This is a genomic window from Komagataeibacter europaeus (genome assembly GCF_002173515.1).
In the GTDB taxonomy this organism is placed as follows: domain Bacteria; phylum Pseudomonadota; class Alphaproteobacteria; order Acetobacterales; family Acetobacteraceae; genus Komagataeibacter; species Komagataeibacter europaeus.
On the sequence record NZ_CP021467.1, the window covers coordinates 2,288,249 to 2,313,866 of the forward strand.

The 25,618-nt window shown below is 60.8% G+C and carries 19 protein-coding genes and 1 riboswitch; of the genes, 11 read left to right on the forward strand and 8 right to left on the reverse strand.

Annotated elements, in window-relative coordinates:
• Window positions 1–71: 71 nt before the first annotated feature.
• The 3 genes from S101446_RS10550 to S101446_RS10560 form a co-directional block, all read right to left on the reverse strand.
• Window positions 72–2,366 carry a TonB-dependent receptor gene (locus S101446_RS10550; protein ID WP_244184175.1) on the reverse strand — a complete coding sequence of 765 codons (2,295 nt, stop codon included), beginning with the start codon at window positions 2,364–2,366 and terminating at the stop codon, window positions 72–74.
• Window positions 2,367–3,299: 933 nt separating this feature from the next.
• Complete coding sequence (locus tag S101446_RS10555) at window positions 3,300–4,481, reverse strand: MFS transporter (protein ID WP_244184178.1); 1,182 nt, start codon at window positions 4,479–4,481, stop codon at window positions 3,300–3,302.
• A gap of 136 nt (window positions 4,482–4,617) precedes the next feature.
• Window positions 4,618–5,733 carry a class II histone deacetylase gene (locus tag S101446_RS10560; RefSeq protein WP_087608329.1) on the reverse strand — a complete coding sequence of 372 codons (1,116 nt, stop codon included), beginning with the start codon at window positions 5,731–5,733 and terminating at the stop codon, window positions 4,618–4,620.
• Between the two features lie 714 nt (window positions 5,734–6,447).
• Here S101446_RS10560 and S101446_RS10570 point away from each other — a divergent pair.
• The 7 genes from S101446_RS10570 to S101446_RS10600 all read left to right on the forward strand — a co-directional run bounded on the left by S101446_RS10570 (window position 6,448) and on the right by S101446_RS10600 (window position 15,234).
• Window positions 6,448–6,897 carry a cupin domain-containing protein gene (locus S101446_RS10570; RefSeq protein WP_010508740.1) on the forward strand — a complete coding sequence of 150 codons (450 nt, stop codon included), beginning with the start codon at window positions 6,448–6,450 and terminating at the stop codon, window positions 6,895–6,897.
• A gap of 187 nt (window positions 6,898–7,084) precedes the next feature.
• Window positions 7,085–9,631, forward strand: coding sequence for an EAL domain-containing protein (locus S101446_RS10575; RefSeq protein WP_087608330.1), 2,547 nt, complete (start codon window positions 7,085–7,087; stop codon window positions 9,629–9,631).
• A gap of 191 nt (window positions 9,632–9,822) precedes the next feature.
• Window positions 9,823–10,674, forward strand: coding sequence for a 23S rRNA (adenine(2030)-N(6))-methyltransferase RlmJ (locus S101446_RS10580; RefSeq protein ID WP_244184183.1), 852 nt, complete (start codon window positions 9,823–9,825; stop codon window positions 10,672–10,674).
• Between the two features lie 119 nt (window positions 10,675–10,793).
• Complete coding sequence (locus S101446_RS10585) at window positions 10,794–11,747, forward strand: ribokinase (RefSeq protein WP_087608875.1); 954 nt, start codon at window positions 10,794–10,796, stop codon at window positions 11,745–11,747.
• Window positions 11,748–11,767: 20 nt separating this feature from the next.
• Window positions 11,768–11,992: riboswitch (cobalamin riboswitch) on the forward strand.
• Window positions 11,993–12,138: 146 nt separating this feature from the next.
• Window positions 12,139–13,776, forward strand: coding sequence for a carbohydrate porin (locus S101446_RS10590; RefSeq protein ID WP_087608876.1), 1,638 nt, complete (start codon window positions 12,139–12,141; stop codon window positions 13,774–13,776).
• 274 nt (window positions 13,777–14,050) lie between these two features.
• Complete coding sequence (locus S101446_RS10595; protein WP_244184186.1) at window positions 14,051–14,683, forward strand: hypothetical protein; 633 nt, start codon at window positions 14,051–14,053, stop codon at window positions 14,681–14,683.
• A gap of 23 nt (window positions 14,684–14,706) precedes the next feature.
• Entirely contained in the window at window positions 14,707–15,234 is a 528-nt protein-coding gene (locus tag S101446_RS10600) for a peptide deformylase (protein ID WP_087608333.1), read from the forward strand.
• Here S101446_RS10600 and S101446_RS10605 read toward each other — a convergent pair.
• Window positions 15,204–15,929, reverse strand: coding sequence for a response regulator (locus S101446_RS10605; protein ID WP_010510647.1), 726 nt, complete (start codon window positions 15,927–15,929; stop codon window positions 15,204–15,206). The genes S101446_RS10600 and S101446_RS10605 overlap by 31 nt on opposite strands.
• A gap of 5 nt (window positions 15,930–15,934) precedes the next feature.
• The gene (gene phoU / locus S101446_RS10610) at window positions 15,935–16,639 is read right to left on the reverse strand and encodes a phosphate signaling complex protein PhoU (RefSeq protein WP_010510644.1); all 705 of its coding nucleotides are present in this window, start codon (window positions 16,637–16,639) and stop codon (window positions 15,935–15,937) included.
• A 173-nt stretch (window positions 16,640–16,812) separates the two neighbouring features.
• Here phoU and S101446_RS10615 point away from each other — a divergent pair, with 173 nt between their 5' ends.
• A complete protein-coding gene (locus S101446_RS10615; protein ID WP_087608334.1) occupies window positions 16,813–19,149 on the forward strand; it encodes a TonB-dependent receptor in 2,337 nt (778 codons plus the stop codon).
• On the opposite strand, the gene S101446_RS10620 is transcribed toward S101446_RS10615, so the two are convergent.
• Together S101446_RS10620 and S101446_RS10625 are read right to left on the reverse strand one after the other, a co-directional pair.
• Window positions 19,098–20,495, reverse strand: coding sequence for an MFS transporter (locus S101446_RS10620; protein WP_244184189.1), 1,398 nt, complete (start codon window positions 20,493–20,495; stop codon window positions 19,098–19,100). The genes S101446_RS10615 and S101446_RS10620 overlap by 52 nt on opposite strands.
• Entirely contained in the window at window positions 20,459–20,884 is a 426-nt protein-coding gene (locus tag S101446_RS10625) for a beta/alpha barrel domain-containing protein (RefSeq protein ID WP_244184192.1), read from the reverse strand. Before S101446_RS10625 ends, S101446_RS10620 begins: the two co-directional genes overlap by 37 nt.
• A 57-nt stretch (window positions 20,885–20,941) precedes the next feature.
• On the opposite strand from S101446_RS10625, the gene S101446_RS10630 reads away from it, so the two are divergent.
• The 3 genes from S101446_RS10630 (at window position 20,942) to S101446_RS10640 (ending at window position 25,335) form a co-directional block, all read left to right on the forward strand.
• Complete coding sequence (locus S101446_RS10630) at window positions 20,942–21,868, forward strand: glucosamine inositolphosphorylceramide transferase family protein (RefSeq protein WP_010510635.1); 927 nt, start codon at window positions 20,942–20,944, stop codon at window positions 21,866–21,868.
• 287 nt (window positions 21,869–22,155) lie between these two features.
• Window positions 22,156–23,151 (forward strand): hypothetical protein, encoded by a 996-nt coding sequence (locus S101446_RS10635; RefSeq protein WP_010510633.1) that lies wholly within the window; start codon window positions 22,156–22,158, stop codon window positions 23,149–23,151.
• 159 nt (window positions 23,152–23,310) lie between these two features.
• Entirely contained in the window at window positions 23,311–25,335 is a 2,025-nt protein-coding gene (locus S101446_RS10640) for an AAA family ATPase (protein WP_019085348.1), read from the forward strand.
• A 70-nt stretch (window positions 25,336–25,405) separates the two neighbouring features.
• Here S101446_RS10640 and S101446_RS10645 read toward each other — a convergent pair whose 3' ends face one another.
• The gene (locus tag S101446_RS10645; RefSeq protein WP_010510628.1) at window positions 25,406–25,615 is read right to left on the reverse strand and encodes a hypothetical protein; all 210 of its coding nucleotides are present in this window, start codon (window positions 25,613–25,615) and stop codon (window positions 25,406–25,408) included.
• Between the last annotated feature and the right edge of the window lie 3 nt (window positions 25,616–25,618).

Below are 25,618 nucleotides of genomic sequence, written 5' to 3' on the forward strand. Positions count from 1 at the left end.
CCAAAATCACCCCTTTGCAATGTATCACAGGCCACGACAGGCCTATCAGATCCGCCGTGGCAAACTATTGATCAGAAACCCACCGTAACGCTGCCGGACATGGCGAAGCCACCACCAATATTGTAGCGCGGCGACGCCCCCTGAATCGTTGATCCGTTCACCCCGCGGATGGCATGCGCGTTGACCGCCAGTCCCGAAGCTTCGGCATAATAGACGTTGTTGCCAACATTCATGAAGTTAAGCTGGAATTGCGGACGCACAAGTGAAAATTTATTGCTTACGTGGACCGTTTTCATGCGGTAACCCAGCCCCATATCCGCCATCAGGTAACCCGGGATGGATTCATCATTCATGAAGGTCGTGTACCGCCGACCGACATAATTCAGTGAGAAATTGGCAAAGAAACTGCCATTATCATAGGAAAGCCCAACCGCCCCGGTAAATGTGGGCGTATTGACCGAATCCTTACCCTTGGTTGGCGCATAAGTGTCACCCACCGCAATATTGCTGTCCATGCGCGAATGCACGAACGCGCCGGACAGATAGGGGCTGAAATGGTGCCACGGACGCAGGGCAAGTTCCAGCTGGGCGCCACGGATTGTTTCACCCCCGACCTCCAGCGGCACATTGACCAGGGAGCCCTTCACATATCCCTGCGACAGGACATCATGATTGGTGATGTTGTAGTTGAACAGCGATGCCGCGATATGCACCAGTCCGTTATGGCGATAGCCGATTTCCTCCCCAATCGCATATTCCGGCTTCATGTGGGCGGTATGCTGCACCGCCGGGGTGTTGAGATTGGCGTCCCACATGTCCAGATAGGCTTCACTCCGGTCCGGCGCCTTGAAACTGGTGGTGCCATTCACATAAATCTGGTCATGCGGGGTAATGTTGTAGGAAATCGCGACCTGCGGCAGGGGTTCGGCGTAGTTCGCCCCGACCAGGCTGTTTGAAATACCCGGCAGGTCATTGGTCACATGACGGTTGATCATGACTTCCTTGAACCCTGCGGTGACTTTCAGGCGATCATGAAGGAAGCTGTAGGTATCGTCCAGATAGATGGTCTCGACCTGCTGGCGATAACCGATTTTCCACGGGCTGAGCGTATCGCCATTCGCATCCTTCAGGCCATAGCGCCCCCAGCCATTGGCGGGCAGGCCATCTGGCCCGACTTCCGTGTAATTGGCGTCTTCATGCATGTCGAGATAGGTGTACATCCCGCCAAATCGCAAAATATTGTGTCCACGTTTCCAGTCTATGTTCGCCATCAACTGCAATGTATGCTGGTGCTGCGGATCGACCACTTCAGCCGGGACGGTCTGGTTATTTCCATAGGGATAGAATGTCTGCAGCTTGCCCGCTGGCTGGGTGCCATAATAACTGTTGGTGCTGTTGACGGATTCACCGTACGTATCCCAGAAACTCCAGTCACGGTAGGTCGGGGTAATGTGCAGCGTCAGTTCCTTGTTCAACTTGAGCTTTATAGGCGCATAGATCATCAGATTGGTGCTCTTCAGATCATCAAGCTTGTAATAATCGGAACTGCCGTTTTTGAAATCCTGCTGCGTATAGGTCGGGCTGTAGTACAGGGAAGATGTGCCCTGCTGTTCGAATTCTGATTTTGTTGGTGTTTCCGCCCCGTTGCCGGTAATGCCAATGGCGGTATATTCACCATATCCTATGTTCAGCGCCGCGGAATTGCCATCACCCCACGATTTGACGAATTTTGCATCCATGTGGTGGCGGTTGAATGAACCGGGCGTATCCCACATCTGGGAATAGTTATAGGAATACGAAACGTAGCCCCTGATACCTGTATGCCCGATATCGCCCGTTTCAAACCGGGCGAATTCCTTTTTCATGTTCCAGCTACCGTAGCTGCTTTCCAGCATGCCCCCCATCTTGTGCGACGGGTCGCGTGTCGTCATCTCAATCTGGGCGCCAGCGGCATTATAAGCAGGACTGGTAATATCCGATGACCCCTCGCGGATCGAAACCGACTGCAGATTTTCGGAATCCGGCGTGGCCGCCATGGGATCGACCTGATAATAAATCCCATCCATCAGGTTCTGGCCATCGACCAGATAACCGACTTCGGATTCATTCAGGCCACGTACCATGTAATGGCCTGATGTCAGACTGTACGGATCTGTCCGGGCATAAACAAAGCCTGGCATCAGGGCCAGCAGGCCTGGCGCACTGGCGTTCGTATTCTGCTTGGCGATAAAATCGCGGGTTACACCAACACGTGTCTGCGGTGCGGTCTGAGCCATCATCAGCCCCCCGCCGGGCGTTGTATTGGTGACACCGTTGGCCGTGCGCGTTCCCGCATGCACGGTAATACTTTCATTTCCCCCCATCATGCGCTGGGCATTGCCACGGCCGCGGGGCCGGGCCGTTGTATGGGCTGCCCGTGTCTGCGCCACAGTGCCCGTGTCACTTTTTGAACTTCTGGCAACGGGTGCAGCGTAAAGCCTGTCAGCGGTCATGCAAACGCATGATACAGAAACGAGAAGGAAAACTTTCCTTTTTCTTTTTATCAGCATTCCACACACCTTTTCATTTATTACCTGCATGGGGACAAACATTCATCCAGCCGATCGGCAAAAAATACAAAACACCAAACCGGAATTTACCAGATGCCTGATGAATTCGGATCTATCGGACCCTGCGACATGGTGAGATCTGTACCTATGATCAGCTTATGGCAAAATCACTTCGTTAAAGTAACAATATAGCATTCCGGCCGGACATCATATGTACAAAGAACGACACAATGCGGAAACTGTACTGATCGGATAGACTGAAACGAAATCATTTAAAATTAACAATCTGAATATAAAGAGATTTTTTCATAATCATCCATGGTATTCAGGAAAATTCATATTCATATTCCAGCATCATTCCGAATTATGTTGCTAAAAAGCAACGTTAATATATTCAACGAATTTTTTAAAATAACGCATCAGGACAGGCGCCGCATTTCCACCATGTGACGGAATACACAGCGTGCTTATGTTAATAAATTCTGTTTCAGGCCACCTGATCAGAACAGGCCTTCATCAATTTCGTGCAGTCTTGATGATAGATTCAATACTTGTCTTTTTTCCATGCCCACACGGTCAGATCCAGCCAGGCATGCCCGACAGGGAAAGGCAGGGCGCCCCTCTGGAAACCCGTGTGCAACCGGCGTGACACAATCGGTCTTTTCCTAAAAAGACAGACTTCCTCGACACGGATACCATGTCATTTCCTTTCTTCCCTGAAGGTTACGGAAATATTCACGAACAGTGCCATTATCCACTCACCCTGGTGGAAGCCATCCCCTGTTCCGAACTGCGATGCATGACCAGGAAGGCTGAAAGCAGCATCAGGCATTCCCCCGCCATGATCAGCGCGTCATCATGACCTGTGGCCTGCAGAAGATATCCGCTGATCGCTGGCCCGAATGCAAAACCGGCACCGATTGTAAGGTTGACGATAGCCATGGTTTCAATCGCTGCGGCGTGTTGCGCGACACGGGCCAGCACAAACGGCACGACAAAGGTCCAGCCAAATTTGAACAGGCATGATGCAGTAAAGAAGCGTGGCCAGCCGATGTGACCCAACAGCGCCGCAACCGCAACAATGATCATGCCGTATCCGGTCAACAGCGCCGGATACGCACTACTGCTGGCACGCCGCGACAGGTAATGACCCACGGCGGAAGCACACAGTCCACCTGCAATACCAAACAATGCCGCCGTTGCCATGAACTGATCGGTAGCGCCACGCGAAAGACCGGAATCCATGCCAATCTTTTCCAGAAAGGTCCACACGCCACTCAGCCCCAGGTAGAAACACAGGACACCAAGCACCCGCAATCCTGACGACAGGCTGAAACCCGTATGCTCTCCTGTATGCAGGGCGGCCGGCGTCCTGTCTGGCAACCAGAATACGCAGGGTATCGCCAGCATCATCAGCAATCCGACAAATGCATACACACCGCACGCGCCAGAATGATCCGCGATAACAGGGAAGACGACAATGACCATGGCGCTGAGAATCAATTGTCCCGCAACCCAGAATCCGAAGCTCATTTCCTGACGTGGCAGAAGCGAGATTCCGGTCATGGTCAGGATCATCACAAACCCTTCCCCCGCTGCGGCGCCCGCACGGGTAAACAGCAGGAGTGTATAGTCTGGCGCACACCACGAAAGCAGGTTGAAGATTATGAATATCGCCACACCACCCGCCATGGCGCGGCGCAGGCGTATTCGGGGAACAAGCCAGATGGCAGGAATGCTGACCAGACTGACCGACCCGAGTTCAACCAGAAAATAGAATCCCACTTCCGCAGATGTCAGGTGGAAACCACGCGTCAGCACACCGGCAAGCGCAGGCGCACCGAGTGACATTATGGAGGAAACGGCCGAGAAAATAACCAGCGCGGCAAGCGGCAACCAGTACTGACCGGGACGGGATGATGCGACCATCATGGCGTCCGCACACCCGGGCCGCGCCGTTGCCGGAACTGACCCGCGCCCATGCAGCGGCACGTTGACATGATGCCTGCATGTCCGGGACGCATTGCCATGCAGCGGACCGGCGCCATCAAAGATGAAAAACCCTGCATCAGCCAGGAAATCCGAACATGTCCGCAAGTTCGTCAAGCAGTTCATTCTGGAACGCGATAAACCGCGGTCCTGGCTGCTGCGCCAGAATATATGCCTCGATTTCATCCCTGACCGCCGTTGTACACCCGGCAAGGGTCTCGATCAGGGCATGCCCGCAGAAAGGAACATATGCTTCGGAATATCCGCCTTCATGCGCGGCCACGACCTTGCCGCCGCAGACTTCGCCCGCCACGTCCATCACGCGCGATATCAGATAACGGTATGTCTGTGAGGGCAGCATCATGCGTGCCAGCGGATCGAAAGCGTTGGCGTCATATCCGCAGGCAACAATGATCAGTTCGGGCTGGTAGGCCTTCAGCGCGGGAACGACAATCTTTTCCATGGCGCCGACATAGGCGTCATGTCCACCACCCGGCAGCAGCGGGATATTGATGTTATAGCCTTCACCCGCGCCGTCCCCCCGGCGGTCCGGATGGCCGGACCCCGTCGGGTAACAGTTTTCCTGATGAATGGAAATTGTCAGCACATCCGGGCGATCATAGAAAATCGCTTCGGTGCCGTTGCCATGATGCACGTCCCAATCCACGACAGCAACACGGGAAAGCTTGTGAACGCGTCTGGCCTCTTCTATGGCGACGGGAATATTGGCCAGGAAGCAGAAGCCCATGCCCTCGTCAGGAAGGCAGTGGTGCCCCGGTGGACGACTGAGCGCGTAGGCATTGTCCAGATCGCCCGAAAGAACCATGTCAACCGCGCACATGACCAGTCCGGTCGATTTGCGGGCGTAGTCGTAGCTTCCTTTTCCGCAACTGGCCTCCGGCCCCATGACGCCGCCACCCGCTTCGCTTACGCGACGGAATTTCTCCAGGTAGGCGCTGCCGTGAATACGCAGAAGGGCCTCCTCCCCGGCGCTGGGCGCGCTCAGACTGGTCAGTTTTCCCAGCAGACCCGACATGTCCAGAAGGCTTTTCAGCCGTCTCTTGCTGTCCGGAGATTCGGGCAGGCTGGAACTGGCCGAAGGCTGTACCCACCCACCCACAGGCAGAATCCCGACATGGGGCTGCGATATATGCCAGAAACATGCTTCATCCGAGAAAAAACCTGTCCTGTTCATGTTTTTTGCTCCTGCCTGTATCGGGAAAATATCACTTCGGTGTGCACGCCATCATGCGACGGTCCAGCGCCATATCATTGTTATTTCGGAACAATATGGACGCAGCCATTACATGCACCGCCACATTTCCCCTGTCCGGTATCATGAAATGGAACTTTTACAGTTCTGTCGAATGTGTCTCCCACTTACGCCACGCTGTCATTCCGGAAGCTATCTTAGGATGTGACATTCGCTTACCGAAACGACAGTTCACGCCAAAGATGTGTCACTTTGCGCCATTTTCCATAAAATATGCCGCGCAAGGGAATTTCAGAATAATGGTGCCCATGCCCTGCGGAAGAACCGCAGACAGGTCGTGACAGTGCAGGATCCGTCATTCAGGCCGCCAGCACGCCGAATTGTTTATGGCAATAGTGTTGCCCGCATGGTGTTGGAACGAGGGCCTGTCAGAAATGGGCTGAAACAACTGAATGATGAAAAATAAAAGTTTCTGGATTCGCCTGTTTTCAAAAATCTTTACCAGACACTGCCTGTGGAATGACGATATCCGGTAGATACAGTCCCGCACGTCCCGGCAGAACCCGAACCATCCGGCTTCATGCCCTGCCATACCTTATCCCCTCAATATCATGTGAGGGTCCACAGTCATGGAACCGCATCCGGCCATCAGGCGCTATGTCCTGTAATAACGATGACAGACCGGAAAGAGGGAAGATGCACGGATCAATACCTGCGCTGGCCGCCTGCCTTGTGCTTGCACCTATTGTCGCCCCATCCGCCCATGCGCAGACGGTCGCATCCGGGCACCGCGACATCCTGCTGCAGGCCACGAAGTCATGGAATGGCGTGGCCTATGAAAAATACCCCGCCACCCAGCCGGAACTGATGATGATCCGGCTGACCATTCCCGCCCATACCGCCCTGCCATGGCATACCCACCCCGTGCCCAATGCCGGTTATGTGCTGCAGGGGCAACTGACGATCCATGACCGCGACAGTGGAAAGACGGAAACTTTTCATCAGGGCGAAGCGTTCGCTGAATCCGTGAACGACACCCATCGTGGGGAAAGCGGCGACACACAGACCGTCGTGCTACTGACCTATGCCCTGACGCCGGGCACGCAGCCCTCCATCCCGGCCAAGGGAGAAAAACCGGAATACTGACCGGTCCCGTTGACGCCACGCTGTCTCCACAGGGCCGATCATGACAGTCAATACGTCCCTTTTCCATGTAATGAGGTTGGGACGGCAGACCATAAAACTGCCGCAATATAGTCAATAATAAAATAACATTTCATTGCCCCTGCCCAACGGTAGTGCATGCCCCCGACAGCCCTTTCCTGTCTGGGGCATGATGACCCTTTATATTGTGAAAGACGCGATCATGCCGGACATCACACGGATTTCCTCCCCCCTGCTGGAAAAGCTGCCCATGGCCGTGATGATGGCGGATGTCTCGGGTCGCATTGTGTACGGTAACCCGCGCGCCTGTGCCCTGACCGGCTATAACGCCACGGATCTGGCAGAAACGCGCCTGGGCCGCCTCTTTCCCGACAGGGCTGTCGATGCCACGGCCACGCTGGCCATGCCCACGACGCAGGACGGTTGCACCACCCTGCGCCGCAAGGACGGTCTGGGCATGCCCGTACGCCTGTACCGTGAAAGCATAAGCTGGGATGGCGGCCTGTACGAACTGGTGGCCCTGCTTGACCGCACGGAAGAAGAACAGACACGCGAGGACGCTGAAATCAGCGCCCTGATCGTGCAGGCGACGGACCGGGGCATTCTGGTCCTTGATCCACAATACCGCATCACCCACGCCAACCGCGCCCTGACCGACCTGCTGGGGATGGAGCCCGCCGCCCTGCACGATGCCCCGTTCGGCACGCTACTTTCGGGAGGGGAAAGCGATATCGCCACCCTGCGGCAGTTCCGGCGGAATCTGGCGCGGCGCACGGGGTTTGAACAGGATATCCATACCCGTGGAAAACAGGGCAAGGACCTGTGGCTGCGCTGTGCGGTAACCCCGCATTACGGGGCCGATGGGCAGCTTGCGGATATTATCGTCATCCTGCACGACATTACCCATGACCGGCAGTTGCGCGAACTGCAGCGCGACGTGGTGGAAGCGCTGACGGACCAGCTTTCGTTGCGCGAAATGCTGGACTTCATGTGCCGCCGTATCGAACTGATCGCGCCGGACTGCATGGCGGTGGTCATGCTGGGCACGGGTGGTGTCCTGCGCACGGGCGGGCACGGCGCGCTGCCCATGCCGGTATTGCAGGCTTTCGACGGGCTGGAAGCCAGTACCGCCGGCGGGGCCTGCGGTACCGCAATCGTCACGGCGCAGGACGTGGTCGTGCCCGACTTCAAGACCGAGACCCGCTGGCCCGCCCTGCGTGACGTGGCAGGCCAGCACGGGATCGTTGCGGAATGGGCAGTCCCCATCATCCTGCGCAATGGGGATGTGGCGGGCAGCTTCTCGCTGTATTTCCGCGCACCGGGGCAACCGGGGGCATGGCACCGGCGCATTGTCGGGGCCTGCGTGCATCTGGCCATGCTGGCGATTGAACAGCAGCGCAGCCGGGATTCAATCATCCGCCTGTCCTACACCGACCGGCTGACCAGCCTGCCCAACCGCATGTGGCTCAACCGCCGCATGCAGGAACTGTCCACCCGGCCATCGACAGCGCCCCTCAGCATCATGGTCATCGACCTCGACCGCTTTCGCAAGATCGTGCAGGCGCTGGGACAGGGCCGTGCTGACCAGCTTCTGCTGGAACTGGCCGCCCGCCTGCGCAACGGCATGGTGGGACGCGATGTGCTGGTGCGCACAGAAGGCGATGAATTCGTTGTCCTGACGGAAGAAAACGCGCCCGATGTCACCCTTCTGGCCGAACGGATCATCCATAACCTTGAAGAGCCGTTTACCGTTGACGGCATTCCCGTCAGCATTTCCGGCAGCATCGGCATAAGCACCCACCACGGTGAGGGGCAGGATGTGGAAGAGTCCCTGCGCCAGGCCTACACCGCGCTGGCGCAGGCCAAGAAGGCGGGACGATGCTGTTACCGCTTTTTCCACCCATCCATGAACCGGCAGGCGGATGACCATGTCATCCTGGCCTCCGCCCTGCGTGAAGCCATAGCCGACAACCGCCTGACACTGGTTTACCAGCCACAGGTCAACCTGCATACGGGCGAACTGCATGGCGTGGAAGCCCTGTCGCGCTGGGATGACCCGGTTCTGGGCATGGTGTCGCCAGGGCGGTTCATTCCCGTGGCCGAGGAAACCGGACAGATCCGCGCCCTTGGCGTATGGTCGCTGCGGGTCGCATGCGAACAGATGGCCGAATGGATCGCACACGACATTCCCGTACCGACCGTATCGGTCAACCTGTCCGCCATCCAGTTTCAGGATCCCGATCTGGTATCACAACTGGCGACCATCCTGCACCAGACCGGCGTGCCGCCGGAACGGCTGATCGTTGAACTGACCGAAACCGCCATGATCGAGAATTTCGACCAGACGGTGAACACCGCGACCGCCATCCGCAACCTTGGCATCGGGCTGTCGATGGATGATTTCGGTACCGGCTATTCCAGCCTGTCCAACCTGGCCAGCCTGCCCATAAGCGAGGTCAAGATCGACCGCAGCTTCATGAACGGCTTCGGCAGCACCGGCAATGTGCGTCAGGTGGTGACCGCCATCATCCGCATCGGGCACACGCTGGGCATGACCGTCATTGCCGAAGGCGTGGAAGAAGCCGCGCAATGCGCCCAGCTGCGCGATATCGATTGCGATGTCATACAGGGTTATTACTTTGGCCGGCCGATGAACACCGCATCCCTTGATGCATGGATCAGGGAACGCAGGGCCGAAGCCGTCCCGGTCGCCTGACGCACCCCATGGCGGCATGGGCGGCACGATGCCGACAGGCAGGATGACCGCCTGCATCGCCCTGCGCCCGCACCATGCCGCTCCGTGACTGCACGGCAACCCACGGACCGGCATGGAAAAAGACCGCACGATCCATTAACAGTCCTGCGGACCCCGTTCATGGGGCATGCAATCCGTGGGACGGCCAGACCTTGAATTACAGACACAGCTATCACGCCGGCAATTTTGCCGATGTCATGAAACATGTCGTGCTGGTGGCGCTGATTGACGCGCTGCGCCGCAAGCCCGCGCCTTTCTCCGTCCTCGACACCCATGCCGGTATCGGCCTGTATGACCTGTCGGGGCGCGAAGCGCAGTCAACGGGGGAATGGCGTGACGGTATCGGTCGCCTGCTGGACGCGCCAGCCGATCCTGCCGCACCGCCATGTATCGGGGAATGGCTGGAGATCGTGCGCGCCACGATCGCCGCGCATGAAGGACGGCTGTTCTATCCCGGCTCCCCCGCCATTGTAGCAAGCATGCTGCGACCGGGCGATACGCTGACATGCTGCGAACTGCACCCCGAGGACCAGCGCAGCCTGCGCCGCCTGTTCCGGCATAATCCCGCCGTATCCATCCATGGTCGCAACGGATATGAAGCCATTACCGGCCTGCTGCCGCCAAAACAGGCGAAGCGCGGGCTGGTGCTCATGGATCCACCTTTCGAGCAGAAAGATGAATTCCATGCCCTGGCAAAAGCCATCATCACGGCCCGCCAGCGTTTTGGCACGGGCGTCATCGCCGCATGGTATCCCATCAAGCACCGCGCGCCCACGCATGCCTTCCACAATGCACTGAAGGATGCGGGACAGCGCAACCTGCTGGCGCTTGAACTGACCCTGCGGCCGCCACTGGACCCGACACGGCTGAATGGCAGCGGCCTGCTGATCGCAAACCCGCCGTTCCGGTTTGAACAGACCGCGCGCGCCATCCTGACCACGTTGTGCCCGCATCTGGGGGATGATGGGACACAGGCGAACGTGGAATGGATTGTACCTGAATAACCAAAAACTTCTGATAAGCGGAAGGGCATGGCACAGGCAGGCTGCGTACCTGTATGGTTACGGACTGAAGTGGTAAAATGACCCTTGCGTGTTCATTTCCACTGTTCAGGATTTCATCAGTGCCGACGCCACAGCCCCATATTGCCGTCATTGGCAGCACCAATATCGATTTTGTCGTGCATGTCGCGCGTTTTGCACAGCCGGGTGAAACGCTGCATGTCCATTCCTCCACCACCGGGCTGGGGGGCAAGGGGGCCAATCAGGCGATTGCGGTGGCAAGGCTGGGGCAGGAGGTGGCGCTTGCGGGCTGGACGGGTCGTGACATGCTGGCAGACATGGCGCGCACCACGCTGGAACAGGCCAGGGTCAATACACGCTGGCTTATGGAAGACCCGGCGGCAGGCACCGGCCGGGCCTTCATCACCATCGACCATGCGGGCGAAAACCAGATCCTTGTCGATGGCGGGGCAAACATGCGCCACGGGGCGGAAGCCGCGTCCCGGCTCGCCCCTGCCCTGGATCAGGCCATACTGGTTATGATGCAGATGGAAATGCCCCCCGCACTGGTGCTGGAAATGGCCCGGCAGGCCCGTGCGCGCGCCATTCCCGTCATGCTGGACCCCGCACCGGTCCCGGCAGGCGGCCTGCCGGAAGACCTGTACGCGCTGACGGACATCCTGACCCCCAACGAACGCGAGACCCGTGACCTGACGGGTATCGAACCCACCGATGAAACAACCGCCCTGCAGGCGGCCCGCATCCTGCACGCACGCGGCGTACGCACGGCCATCATCAAGCTGGGGCATCGCGGCGTGGCGTATTCCGCACCGGATGGACAGGGGTTCGTCCCGCCCTTCCATGTCCGGGCTGTTGACACGGTGGCGGCGGGGGACTGTTTCAATGCAGGGCTGGCCTGCGCACTGGCGCGCGGGGCGGCGATTGGGGAAGCCGTGCGCTTCGCCGCCGCCTGTGGCGCGCTGGCCACCACCCGTCCCGGCGCCGCACAGGCCGCACCGGACGGGAAGGAAGTCGCAGCCCTGCTGGACCGGCAACCCCCGGCTGATCTTGCCTAATGGACTGTAAACGCTATAGTCCGGGTCACAAGTCAACGGTCCCGTGCAAACGGGTGAAAAAGGGAATGTCGTAAACCCCGGCTGGATGCCATATCCGGGGGTGCAGTCGGCAGCTGTACCCGCAACTGTAAACGCAGAGTACTTCATCTGGCGCCGCCACACGGCACCCACTGGCCCCGGCCGGGAAGGGAGATGGAATGCAGTGACCCGTAAGCCAGGAGACCTGCCGTTGTCCTTGACAATATCGCCGGGCGGGCCGACCGGAGATGGACACGAGACATGTACAAGACCACCTGACATCCCGTCCCCCGCGCCAGCAGTGGCCCGTTACGTTGGGCCGCTTTTTCCAGCCCCTCATGGCTGGCCCCATCCTGACGGGATGTTTTTTTGCATGAAATTCCTCTTCGCCCGCGCGGCACGCCATGGCCGCACGCGTGCCCTTCTCTTCTCCTGCGGCCTGATCGGCATTACAGAAGCCGGCGCCCATGCGCAGGCCCAGACACAGATCGCGCAAGACCGTGCCCGACTGGGCAATTCCACCCCGCTGATCCAGCAGATCGACCCCGCCACGGTGCGTGATTCGGAGCGCGCGCAGGCCGATACGGAAGAAAAGGCCGCGGTCGCGGCAGGGGGCGAGGACAGGCTGGACACCAGCGGCAACCTGCTGGGCAACATGTGGGGCGCGCGGCCGTGGCTTTACAAACACGGCATCACCTTCGACATACAGGAAGTCGATGAGGTCTGGGGCAACGGCACCGGCGGCACGCCCAGCACCAATGGCGACGGGCAGGGTTCGGGCACCGGCCCCGCCTATGACGGCGTCACCATGCCGACGCTGACCATCGATACCGAAAAGCTGTTCGGACTGAAAGGCGGCCTGTTCAACGTCAGCGCGCTGCAGACGCGCGGGCGCTCGATCTCGCAGGATCACCTGAACAACTTCAACCCCATAAGCGGGTTCGAGGCCGACCGCTCCACCCGCCTGTTCGAACTGTGGTACCAGCAGTCCTTCCTCAAGGGAAAGCTGGACGTGAAGATCGGCCAGCAGGACCTTGATACCGAATTCCTGGTCAGTGATTACGCGTCTTTGTACCTGAACGCCAATTTCGGCTGGCCCATGGCCCCTTCGGTCAACCTGTATGGTGGCGGACCGTCATGGCCGCTGTCCTCGCCCGCCATCCGCATCCGCTACCGCCCCAGCGAGAAATTCACCTTCATGTTCGCCGCCGCCGACGACAACCCGCCCGGCAACCGCTACAACTCCCTGCCCATCCAGCAGGCCACCGGGTCCGGCAGCGGCTTCAGTTCCGATCCCACCAGCCAGACCTATGACGGCGCCAACGGCACGAACTTCAACATGGGCAACGGCGCGCTGCTGATCACCGAACTGCAGTACGCGCTCAACCCGCAGCCGGCCGACATGTCCAACGTGACCAAAAATCCCGGCCTGCCGGGGGTGTACAAGCTGGGTGGATACTACGATACCGCGAAATTCGCCGACTACCGCTACAACCAGCGCGGCGGTTCACTGGGGGCGGCCACGCTGAACGCCAGCGCCACGCAGGCCGACCTGACCCCGCGATGGGACCGGGGCAACTGGATGGTCTATGGCATCATCGACCAGATGATCTGGCGGCCCTCGCTGACATCCCCCCGCTCGCTGGGTGCATTCGTGCGCGCCACGGGCAACGGGGGCGACCGCAACATGATCAGCTTCGCCATCGACGCGGGGCTGAACCTGAAGGCCCCGTTCAGGGGACGTGACAACGACACGATCGGGCTGGGCTGGGGCATCGGCCGCGCCAGTTCGGGGCAGCGCCAGTTCGACCGCGACAGCCATTCGCTGGTGCAGGGCAATGAAAACCACCTTGAACTGACCTATCAGGCGCAGGTCACGCCATGGCTGGTCATGCAGCCCGACTTCCAGTACGTCTGGCACCCCGCCGGCGGCGGTGCCGACCCGTCCTTCCCATACCGCCGCACCGGCGACGAGGCGATCTTCGGCCTGCACAGCAATATTACATTCTGATGGACGCATATATTCCGGCCCGTAAGGATCCCCATGCCTCGGGTGGGGCATGACGCCCGTCCCGCTGGTGCCCGTCCTGCTGGTGATGGTACGGCTGCCATTCGCATTCGCGGCCCATAATCCGCGTATTCCCGCCACAGGAATGGCAAGAGAAGACAAAAGCACAGGGCGGAATTGAAAATTTACATTGTTGTGAGGAACGGACCCCTTCTATACGCCTGAATACACAGGCACATGGCTGGGTCCCGTGCCGCATTGCAAAAGGAAAAAACCGTTGCGCCGTCTTGTTGCTTTATGTCTTCCGCTCGGTATGGCCGCCTGCGCGCAGCACGCCCCCCGTCCCATGGTAAATTACTGCCGGCAGCCTGCTGTTGAATCCGCGGTGGTGGCCATTGCCAATCAGGGCGCGCCCAATGCATCCCCGGCCATCCGTTTCGAAGACGGGACGGTCAAGAGCGCCGTCTATAACGACCATATACAGGTCATGGCCTGCCATGGCAGCCTGGTGCGCAAGGATGGCACGCGGCAGGACGGCATCGCCGTCGCCCGCCTGCCGCACATGCGCACGGGATGGAAGGAAATCTGGGGCACCAGTGCGGCCAGCCACCAGTGGATATCGGATGCGGACATAGAAAAAAACAAGCAGAACCGGTACGCCGACTATTACGAACATACCCCGCAGGCCTGCAAACCCTATGCGCATGACCTGTTCTACGGCACGCAGAAATCGGACAAGGAAACCGAACACCTGCGCGAGACACTGTATGACTGCCTGGCGGAACATGACGTCAAGCCGCTGCGTCCCGTATCCGGCGTGGACCATACCTACAGCCCGTTCGGCATGAACTTCTACATTCCGTATTACACTAACCTGAACGCGGACGATAACGGTCCCTTCCTGTACTGATCGCAAACCGGAACCCAGCCTGCATGGCCATCCTGCCGATTGTCCGCTTTCCCCATCCCTGTCTGGAACAGGTGGCGCAACCCGTTGATGCAACGGCGCCCGCAACCGCGCAACTGGCGCGCGACCTGCTGGAGACCATGCATGCGGCCCCGGGAATCGGGATAACCGCATGTCATGTGGGCATTGCGCAACGCGTGGTGGTGATTGACCTGCCGGATGGGGATGGGCCGCATGTCTATGCCAATCCCGAAATCATCTGGCAGTCGGCGGAAACATCCACGCAGGAAGAAGGCAGCGTGTCCATGCCCGGCATCCACGCGCCCGTCACCCGCCCCGCGCGGATAAAAGTGCGCCATGCGCGCCCTGACGGCGGGAATGTGGAAGAAGACGCCGATGGCCTGCTGGCCACCTGCCTGCAACATGAAATCGACCAGATCAACGGCATATTCTGGCTGAAACGCCTGTCACGCCTGCGCCGCGAACGGGCGCTGAAGCGTTATGCCAAGCTGGGACGTGGCGGTCAGGCCACCTTGCCATCATCCAGCATGTAACCGCTGGAACGCACGGTACGGATCAGGTCCGCCCCACCCGTGGCGTTCAGCGCAAGACGCAGCCTGCGGATGTGGACATCCACCGTGCGCTCTTCCACATGGATACGATCATCCCACGCGGCGGCCAGTATTTCGGCGCGCGAAAACACCCGGCGCGGATTGCGCAGCAGGTGTAGCAGGATACGGTATTCCGTAGGCCCCAGGGCAAGCGGCGTCCCCGCACGGCTGACCCTGCGCCCGGCATGGTCCAGCGTTATGTCAGCAAAGGTCAGTACGTCCTCCGCCTGTGCCGCAGGGGTTGCGGCACGGCCCGCGCTACGCCGCATGACCGCACGCACGCGCGCATGCAGCACATCCATCCCGCACGGCTTGACCAGATAATCATCCGCCCCGGTATCCAGCGCGTGGACGGAATCCTGTTCTTCCCCCCGCGCGGTCAGCATGATGATCGGCAGGTACCGCGTGGCCGTGGCCATGCGCAGCCTGCGGCACAGGTCAACCCCGGACAGGCCCGGCATCATCCAGTCCAGCAGGACAAGGTCGGGCTTCCACTCGCTCACCTCACGCAGGGCGTCCAGACCGTTATCGACCGGCATGACAAGGTGCCCCGCCGCCTCAAGGTTGTAGGACAGCATGACGGACAGGGCGGCATCATCTTCTGCGACAAGGATGCGCAGCGGGCGATCTTCGAACAAGGACGCTAGCCCCCCTGTCCTGAAAACCCGCCACGGGGGCGGACAACCGGCAGTATCTCGCCCGTCGCGGTGTAATAGACGCGTTCGGCGATATTGGTGGCGTGGTCGCCGATCCGCTCAAGGTTCTTGGCAATGAACAGCAGGTGCGTACACGGCCCGATATTGCGCGGATCTTCCATCATGTAGGTAACCAGTTCGCGGAACATGGCGTTATACAGTTCGTCCACCGCCGTGTCGGACTGCCAGACTTCACGGGCAAGGTCGGCGTTGCGCTGGCTCATGGCGTCGATCGCGCGGCGCAGGTTGTCCTGCACCAGCCGCCCCATGCCACGTAAGCCGCTGAGCGATATGCGCGACGTCACAAGTTCCGTGCGCAGCGACCGGCGCGCGATGGAAGCCGCACAGTCACCGATACGTTCCATGTCGCCGGTGATCTTGAGTGCCGAGACCACTTCACGCAGATCCCCCGCCACGGGGGAACGCAGGGCGAGGATACGGATGACCATCGCCTCCACATCGCGTTCCAGCGTATCGACCTGCGGGTCGAGATCGGCTGCGACACCGGCGGCGTTTTCATCACGGTCGGCAATGGCGGCGACAGCCTGCGATGTCTGCTGTTCAACCAGTCCGCCCATCCGCGCCATCATGGAACGAAGCTGTTCCAGTTCCTGTTCGTAACTGCTGACGATATGTGCCGATTCCTGTCCCACCCGTGAGAACCTTCCTGCCTGCCCGCACAATTATACGGGATATGCCCGATAACAGGGCTTATGATACGTCACACGGATATAATATATCCGTCCCGGATTTGTTCAAGACGATGTCATACCCCATCGGGATGACCCAAAATAATGAAATAAAAAGATTTCTTCAGGAACGCTCCATGCCACATGCCCCCCGTCCCCCAATCCTGCCCGATCCGGTCCCCGTTTCCTACCGGCGGATGCTGACAGTCGCGCTGGGCACGATGCTGGGCATGGGGCCGGGCATGGCGTCGGGAAATGACAACACGCCTGCCACGCCACCCGTCACGACGCGGGCCTCCACACCCGCGCATCTTCCCGCAGCACCCACGGAAACCATGACCGTGACCAGCCAGCACGTGGTGGGCACCCAGCCCGGCGGTGGCCTGATCCGGGTGGAGGACGCGCCGAAATCCGTCAGCACCATCGGCACCGACTTCATGCGCAAGCAGGCGCCCAGTGCGACGGCATTCGACATGGTCAGCCTGCTGCCCGGCGCCAATGTCTCCTCCTCCGACGCGCTGGGGTTTTCGCCCCAGACCAACATCACGGTGCGGGGACTGAGCGGGGATTCGCTTGGTTACATCCTGGAGGGCATGCCGCTTAATGATATCGCCTATTACAACGGCTATCCGGGGCAGTTCGCGGATACGGAAAATTACCAGAGTGTTTCCCTGCAGCAGGGATCGGCCGACCTTGATGCCCCCGTGCTGAACGCAGCGGGGGGGCTGATGGACATGTCCTTTCGCGATCCATCCATGAAGGCAGGGGGCTATGCGGATGTCTCGTACGGGTCATACAACACCAACCGGCAGTTCCTGCGGCTGGAAACCGGGCAGATCGGGCATACCGGCCTGCGGGGCTTCGTGTCCTATTCCCATGGCTATACCGATAACTGGCGCGGGCCGGGCCATGATGAACGCCAGCACATCGACTTCAAATTCCTGCGCGAATGGGGGGCGGGCAACCGGGTGTCCCTGATCGGGACATGGAACACGATGGTCGCCAGCTATTACCCGCCGGTGGACAAGGCGGACTGGCAGGCACAGGGACCGCACGGGGCGGCCAACAACCTTGCCGCCACCTACAACCCCCATGATGCGGCGGGCGGCACGGATTACTGGGCGCTGTACCGGCAGCCCGAACGCATTGCCTATCTCGCGGCCCCGGCGCGCTTCACGCTGGCGGACAACCTGCACCTGAAGGTCACGCCCTATGCCCAGTGGAGCTACGGCAACGACCCCAGCGGCACGACCATGGGTGACAGCGGCCTGTGCAGCGGCACAGGCAACTGCGATGAAAACGCCGTCGTGCGCGCGAACTGGACCCAGACCAGCTACCGTTCCGGCTTCAACGCGACACTGGACTGGCAGCTTGGCAACCATGACCTGGTGTTCGGTTACTGGTACGACTATTCCGATGACAGCGAGCATCAGCCCTTCACGTCCGTCAATGCGCAGGGCACTGCGGCCGACATATGGGTCGACCGCATCAGCCGCACCCTGCTGCAACCCGACGGCCAGCAGGTGGACGCGGGCAGCTACCACATGATTTCCCAGACCAATGCACTGTATATCGGCGACCGGATGCATTTCCTGAACCACCGCCTGATGGTGGATGTGGGGTTCAAGGAAGTCATGCTGGACCGCCACGGCACCACCACGTCGGACAGCGTGCAGACGGCGGCGGGCAGCAATTCCGCCACCCCGCTGCCACGCATCGCGATCCGTTACCGCATAAGTCCGCGGCACATGGTCTTTTTCAACACCACGACCAATTTCCGCACGCCCGACGAAACCGCGCTGTTTGGCGGGGTGACCGCCAGTGGGGTCGCAACGCAGCTGAAAAACGAATATTCCGTGTCGGAGGAACTGGGCTACCGCTACAATGGCGACCTGATTATCGGCAGCCTGACGCTGTTCAACTATGATTTCACCAACCGCGAAATCCAGACCCAGATCGGGCAGGTGGAATCCACCATCAACGGCGGTGGCCAGACCTCACGCGGGGTGGATGTGGAAATCGGCATGAGGCCATGGCACCATTTCGCGCCCTATCTGTCCGGGGAATACCTGCACGCCACCATCGACAGTGACATTCCCTCCAGCAGCGGCATGCTGGCGACGCGAGGAAAGACGGCGGTGGAAAGCCCGACACTGCAGGCCTCCGCCGGGCTGAGCTATGATGACGGGCACATATTCGGCATGGCGTCCGTCCATTACACGGGACGGCAGTATTCAACCTTCATGAATGACGAACGCATGCCCGACCATACCACCGGCAACCTGGCCATTGGCTACCGCATGGACGACCATGCTTTCCTGTCCCACCCCGAATTCCGGATGAATTTCAACAATATCACCAACCAGCATTACCTGTCCGGCGTCGCCACCCCCACCCTGACCAAAGCCGATGGGCCGCAATATTACGTGGGCGGCGGGCTGGCGGTGCTGTTTACCGCCTCCACCGGGTTCTGACGGGCGAAATACCGCAGCACGACCCCGCCCGCCAGCAGGTACAGCACGGCAGGCACCAGCAGGAAGCCGGCATGGATTCCCGCCTGCGCATGTAACGACTGCATGCGCGCGCCACCGACCAGGCCCGATACCGCCAGCACGCCCGCCAGCAGGCTGCCGCCAATATCAAACGCCATTTTTGATGCGGTGGAATTCAGCGCCCATGCCAGCCCCACCGTATGCGTGCCCGAAAACCCATCGCCGTCCATGCAGTGCGCCAGCAGGGTAAAACAGACCGGGTTGCAGATCCCGACACACAGGCCGAACAGCGCCAGCGCTACACCGATCACCTCCACCCGCGCGGGCAGCACATACGCCACCAGCAGCACGCCCCCCGCCGCCAGCGTGCCGCCCCGCATGACCGGGGCCGTGCCCCACCGCGCAGCCAGCGGCAGTGACATGCCACAGCCCACCAGCACCATCAGGCTTATGGTGCCCAACAGCCAGCCAGCCATATGGTCACTGTCATGCAGGACATAACGCACGTCATAGACCAGTGCGCCGAACAGGAAGGTACTGCCCAGCATGGTCAGCAACATCGCCCCCGTCAACCGCCGCCAGCCCCGGTTGGCCAGCAGCCCGGCAACGCGTGCGCGCACCGTCATGTCACCGCTGTCCGTCGCGACCCGTTCATGGCAGAACCGCGACGGCAGCCACAGCAATCCGCCCACCACGCACGCCACCACGACCATGAACAGGGCAAACCCCACCTGCCGGTCGCCATGACCCAGCCAGTCCACCATGGGCAGTGTCGCGATACTGACCAGCAGGCTGCCCAGCGTCGCCCCCACCATCCGGCTGGTGGCAAGGCGCAGGCGCATGTCATGACCGGCCGAAATCAGGCTGGTCATGGCGCCATAGGCGGTATTGACCACGCCGTACGCCACACACAGCGCCATATACCCGATGGTGGCGCCGATGCCGCGCACGACCACCGGCCACCCATGCGGCAGGGGCAGGAAGGCCAGCGCCACCAGCACAATGAACGGCACGATCCCGCCACGCAGCAATGGCAATGCCTGCCGCCCCGCGGGCCTGCGGTCAATCCAGATCCCCACCGCCGGATCGGTCACCAGGCTGGCCGCGCGCGCGGCCATGAGCATGAACCCCACCATCTGCACCGGCAGCAGGCAGATTTCGGTATAGAAATATGCAAGGTAGCTGAGCATCAGCCCCCAGATGATGTTGAACCCCATGTCGCCCGCGCCAAATGCCACGACCTCCGCCAGTCCGATGCGGGATGCGGGTGGCATGGGCGGGCGGGCAGGCATCATCCCGGCAGGATCGTGCCGCGCACGCCAAAGCATTCTTCCGGTCCCCGAAACGCACGCGACCGTACATCATGCGCATAGCGTGCGGCAGCGTCATCAATCATGCCGTTCACGTCAGCATGCGGGTGGACAGGGCGTGGCATGCACGCACCAGACGCCCCCGGCATGTCATCCACCACCAGCACCCGCCGTGATGCACGGATAACGGCCATGCCATGGGCGATCATCATGTCCACGCCGACACCAGGGGTATGTCCGGCATGCCCAGCGAATCCCCTCGCCAGCATCACGTCCACATGCGGATCAGGCCTGCGGGACATGGGTGCGGCATAGGCCGCCCGAATGGTCCGACACCGGGGCTGTTCCCCATTGTCCATGCTTGCTATTCCCCTGACCTGGCCATCTGTTACGATGGCATCAGGCATATTGCAGCATATCCGTGTTTGCAAATCAGCCGCCAGACAGCAACGGGAACCGCGTAAATGGGACTGGGCCGGACCGACATATGGCAGACGGGACTTCTTCACCGGTCCATGCCCGACATACTGCGCGCGGGCACGCTGGTGGATACGCCGGTTACATGGCTGCCCGATCCTGGTCCCTTCCGTTTCATTGCCGACCCTTTTGGCATCTGGCACGAGGACAGGCTGTACCTGTTTGCCGAAGCCTATGACTACCGCGTGAAGGTCGGGCGGATCGATGTCTTCATCCTTGACCGCACCCTGAACGTCACCGCACACGCCCCCGTACTGGTGGAACCGTGGCACCTGTCCTATCCCGTCATTCTGCGCGATCGGGATGGATCGTTCCTCATGATGCCGGAATCAGGCAAAAGCGGCATGCAGCGCCTGTACCGCGCGACCGACTTCCCCTATCGCTGGAAAGAGGTGGAAGGCTGCGCCTTTCCCGGCCCGATGATCGATGCCTCCCCCCTGTTCCATGACGGCAGGTGGTGGCTGTTCCATACCCCGTGGCATGAACTGGAACGCCCGCGTGTCGATACGCTGCATGTTGCATGGGCCGACAGCCTGACCGGGCCATGGCACCCGCATCCCGGCAATCCGGTGCGGCGCGACATACACGGCGCGCGGCCCGGCGGGACGCCGGTGGTGATGGATGACGGCACGATCGTCCTGCCTACGCAGGACTGTGCCCGTACCTATGGCGGCGCGATTACCCCGCTGGTCATCACCACCCTGACCACCCGCGATTTTGCGGCACATCCGCTGCCCCCCCTGTCCGCGCCAGCCGCATGGCGGCCTGCGACCGACGGGCTGCATACCCTGTCCGCCGCCGGTCCCGTGACGCTGGTGGATGCGAAGCATACCAGCCGCTCGGTCATCAGGCGGGCGGGCGTGGACATTCACCGCATGGCGCGTGAACTTACCCGCCGTACGCTGCGTTACTGATAAAACTGAAAGAAACATATTCATGGCAGGGCATGGAAACCTGTCATGGATTTAATGTGATATTAATTACCATTATCACATAACATGCCTATTATATGCATCAATATGGCATGCAACGAACAACCACATAACACCCAGTCCCGATAACCGGGCCAATGCCATAGCCCATGTGACCCGCCCCCATCCCATCGTGGCGCATGGATCCGTATCGTGCTGGCGCCGCCGGCATGACCGCCCCTTTAACCGACACCGATCCTTCCAGCCCCAGATACTTCAAGGACCGCCCGATGCGTGAACCACGTACCGCCCCGGCTGCCTGGCATCTGCAGCATTCCCGCCCCGAAAGCCTGGTCAGCTATTTTGACCCCTGGCAACCGGTGGCGCGGCAGCTGGACATGCTTGCCAACCGCTTCAGGACCGTCAAGGCCCTGTGCGATGCACAGGTGGACAGCCTGGCCACCGAACATGCCGCACTCGCGGAACTGCGCGATGCGCTTGCATTCCACCTGATGCGGGCATGCGTGTGGTGGCAGGTCGATTTTTCCCCGCACGCGGTAACCGGCCTGCAGGCCACCAGCTTCATGAAACACGTCCGCCGTCATACCGACCGGTTCGTGGATGACGATACGCTGCTCGATGTCATGACATGGCAGCATTACATGCACCGTGCCGATAGCGGTCACATCATGGTGACCGGGACCGACCCGCTGTGCCGGGGCAACACCACCATCGTGTACGGCATCGATGGCCACCGGGGTTTCCGCTTCGCCATGCAGCGTGCGGGGCAGAAGCTGGAATGGAACGACATCACCCATGCGGATTTTGTCGCATCCTGCCTGAACGCCCGCGCCCTGCACTGCCTGATCGAGACGGAATGCACCGCCATTGGTGAATGGGATCTGGCACGGGAGGAACACATACAGGCATCGCGTTACCACACCCAGCATTTCCGCACGGCCACGCAGGCCAACCCGGTGGAACGCTACGCCACGGCGCTGGATCAGCTCAGCCGCTGCCATTCCCGCTTTGGCCGTTTCGAGTTCGAGAACATCGTCAACCACATGGCGTTCTCGGTCATGCAGGTGGCGCATGAACGCGGGACCAGCATTGCCGACATGCTGCGCCACGGGACCGACCGACCTGTCAGCCCCCGAATCGTTGGCAGCCTGAAAAAACGCGCCCGTGGCCATATCACCACCGGCACCGATCCGCTGCGCCATGCTGGGCTGGAGGCCATGCTGGATCAGGTTGAAACCGGCTTTGCCCTGTCGGGTGGCAACTGATGCGGCAGGGGGGAGAGAAAACATCTTCCTCCCCCCACGACATCTGCCCCTGCAATACCTATATTCAGACAGGAGTAGCAGGAGACCCTATATATGGCGCTAGCCAGAAGCAGACGACCGGCAGCACGCCGCAGGACGGTACAGCCCCGCTCATCACGCGTGCGGGGCGAGACACGTCGCCTGCTGGAGATGCTGTGCGTACTGCATGGTTCGATCCATCGTGGGTCGCGTGACGCGGGCGCGCTGGTGCGCTGCGTGGTGCAGGCCCAGCCCGACCTTGGCCTGCAGGACAAGGAACTGCCCGCCGCCCCCCGCCATGACGGGGAAAACCCGCCCACCGCCACGGAATGGAAACGCCTTGGCCATGCGCTGGAAGAAGCGCGCGCGCAGCATGCAGGCGACCGGGGCTACGTGGATACATGGCTGGAGGAACTGAGCCAGGCGACAGGCCTGGGCCGGGTCGCCAGCGAGGTGCTTGGCCTGGCCATGTGCTACCGCCTGAATGGCCATTTCGAACAGTTGTGGGACGACCTGTGTGAAAACCGTTCACGTGGGCCGTTCCTGTGCGAGGACATCCCCCTGCTTCACCTGCTGCTGGGGCAGGAGGAGGATGCGATCGCCACCGCCCTTGCCCCCGATGGGCAACTGCGCATGAGTGGCCTCATGACCGTGGATGAGGACGGCGACATCACCCTGCTGCCCCGGCTCATGGCGCTGATGAACCGCCGGGCCAGCGTGGTGGGGGATATCCGTTCCCTGCTGCTGGGCCAGCCCAGGGATGCGACCCTGCCGTGGGATGCCTTCGCCCATCTGGGCCAGCAGGCGGAAATCGCGGCAAAGCTGCTGAAGGCCGCGGTCAGACAGCATGCAACCGGCATCAATATCCTGCTGTATGGGCCACCGGGCACGGGCAAGACCGAATTTGCCGCGACCCTTGCCCGGCATATCGGTGCGACCCTGTACCCCGTGGGCGAGGCGGACAGCGCCGGCGATGAACCATCCCGCCACGAACGGCTGGCCGACCTGCGGTGCAGCACGCGGCTGCTGCGCAACACGGAATCCATCCTGCTGTTTGACGAGGCCGAGGACCTGTTCACCGCCAGCCTGTTCGATCCGCCACAGTCCTACAGCCGCGTGTTCTTTCACCGGCTGCTGGAACAGGGCGGCACGCCGGTCATCTGGACAGCCAACGATCTAGATACCCTTGGCCCCGCGATCGCGCGGCGCATGGCGCTGTGTATCGAGGTGCGCCAGCCCGGTATCGGCGTGCGCACACGGCTGTGGCAGGACATGGCGCGTGAGGAAAAGGTCGCCCTTGCCCCCACGGATGCCGCCGACCTGGCCCGCGCCATTCCGGCGGCCCCGGCCATTTTTCGCAATGCGCTCCGCTCCACCCATCTGGCGGGGGGCGATTCCGCCATGGCCAGCATGATCGCGACCGGCATCGCGCGCGCTGCGGCGGGCGGGCAGATGCCCATGCCGTCACAGCCGGATGTGACGGATTACGATGCGACCCTGATCAATGCGGACTGCGACCTGCAGGCCCTGACCACGCGGCTGGCGCGTCCCGGCGCGCCGCGCGCGGTTTCGCTGCTGCTGTCAGGCCCGCCGGGTTCGGGCAAGAGTGCGTATGCCCGCCATCTGGCGGAACGGATGGACATGCCGGTGCTGCAGAAACGCGCCTCCGACCTGCTGGACAAGTATGTGGGCCAGAGCGAGCAGCAGATCGCCGCCGCCTTTGCCGAGGCCTGCGACAGCGGGGCCTTCCTGATCATTGACGAAGCCGACAGCCTGCTGGGCGATCGCCGTTCGGCGGAACGGTCATGGGAAATCAGCCAGGTCAACGAAATGCTGACATGGATGGAACATCATCCGCTGCCATTTGCCTGCACCACCAACCTTGTGGAAAAGCTGGATCCGGCCAGCATGCGGCGGTTCCTGTTCCGCGCGCGCTTTGGCTACCTGACATCAGGCCAGGCGGCGCATGCCTTCCGTCGCTTCTTCGGGAAGGATGCGCCCGCCGGGCTGCGCCACATCCATACGCTGGTCCCGTCCGATTTCGCGCTGGTGCTGCGTCGTGCGCGCCTGCTTGATGAAGACCCGACGCCCGATGAACTGCTTGGGCGTCTTCAGGCGGAAACGGCGGGGCGGGACGGCAACCGACGCATCGGGTTCATGTCCTGACATGTGGTGGGGCATGCCGTCTTTTCCAGCAAGGCGGCATTTCCTGAGGCTGTTACAGTGGTCTGCGTGCCTACAGCGACGGTCCCCACATGCCAACGACGAATATGATCGCCCCCAGCGCCAGCATGGCGATGTGAAACATGACCTGTCCCGGCATGGAATCGGGGCTTATGTGCAGGCCATGGAAAAACTGGACCACCACCAGCGTCAGGCCAACGACACACAGGCCGATGCGTACGGGACTGACCGTGGTGGGCCATATCTGGTTTCTGCGGTTCATTCT

What these genes read in the sequence shown, in the direction of transcription:
- S101446_RS10550 (WP_244184175.1), bottom strand. Translation starts at nt 2,366, where the DNA reads ATGATGGGGGGAAATGAAAGTATTACCGTGCATGCGGGAACGCGCACG.
- S101446_RS10555 (WP_244184178.1), bottom strand. Translation starts at nt 4,481, where the DNA reads ATGATGGTCGCATCATCCCGTCCCGGTCAGTACTGGTTGCCGCTTGCC.
- S101446_RS10560 (WP_087608329.1), bottom strand. Translation starts at nt 5,733, where the DNA reads ATGAACAGGACAGGTTTTTTCTCGGATGAAGCATGTTTCTGGCATATA.
- S101446_RS10570 (WP_010508740.1), top strand. Translation starts at nt 6,448, where the DNA reads ATGCACGGATCAATACCTGCGCTGGCCGCCTGCCTTGTGCTTGCACCT.
- S101446_RS10575 (WP_087608330.1), top strand. Translation starts at nt 7,085, where the DNA reads ATGATGACCCTTTATATTGTGAAAGACGCGATCATGCCGGACATCACA.
- S101446_RS10590 (WP_087608876.1), top strand. Translation starts at nt 12,139, where the DNA reads ATGAAATTCCTCTTCGCCCGCGCGGCACGCCATGGCCGCACGCGTGCC.
- S101446_RS10600 (WP_087608333.1), top strand. Translation starts at nt 14,707, where the DNA reads ATGGCCATCCTGCCGATTGTCCGCTTTCCCCATCCCTGTCTGGAACAG.
- S101446_RS10615 (WP_087608334.1), top strand. Translation starts at nt 16,813, where the DNA reads ATGCCACATGCCCCCCGTCCCCCAATCCTGCCCGATCCGGTCCCCGTT.
- S101446_RS10620 (WP_244184189.1), bottom strand. Translation starts at nt 20,495, where the DNA reads ATGCTTTGGCGTGCGCGGCACGATCCTGCCGGGATGATGCCTGCCCGC.
- S101446_RS10625 (WP_244184192.1), bottom strand. Translation starts at nt 20,884, where the DNA reads ATGCCTGATGCCATCGTAACAGATGGCCAGGTCAGGGGAATAGCAAGC.
- S101446_RS10630 (WP_010510635.1), top strand. Translation starts at nt 20,942, where the DNA reads ATGGGACTGGGCCGGACCGACATATGGCAGACGGGACTTCTTCACCGG.
- S101446_RS10635 (WP_010510633.1), top strand. Translation starts at nt 22,156, where the DNA reads ATGCGTGAACCACGTACCGCCCCGGCTGCCTGGCATCTGCAGCATTCC.
- S101446_RS10645 (WP_010510628.1), bottom strand. Translation starts at nt 25,615, where the DNA reads ATGAACCGCAGAAACCAGATATGGCCCACCACGGTCAGTCCCGTACGC.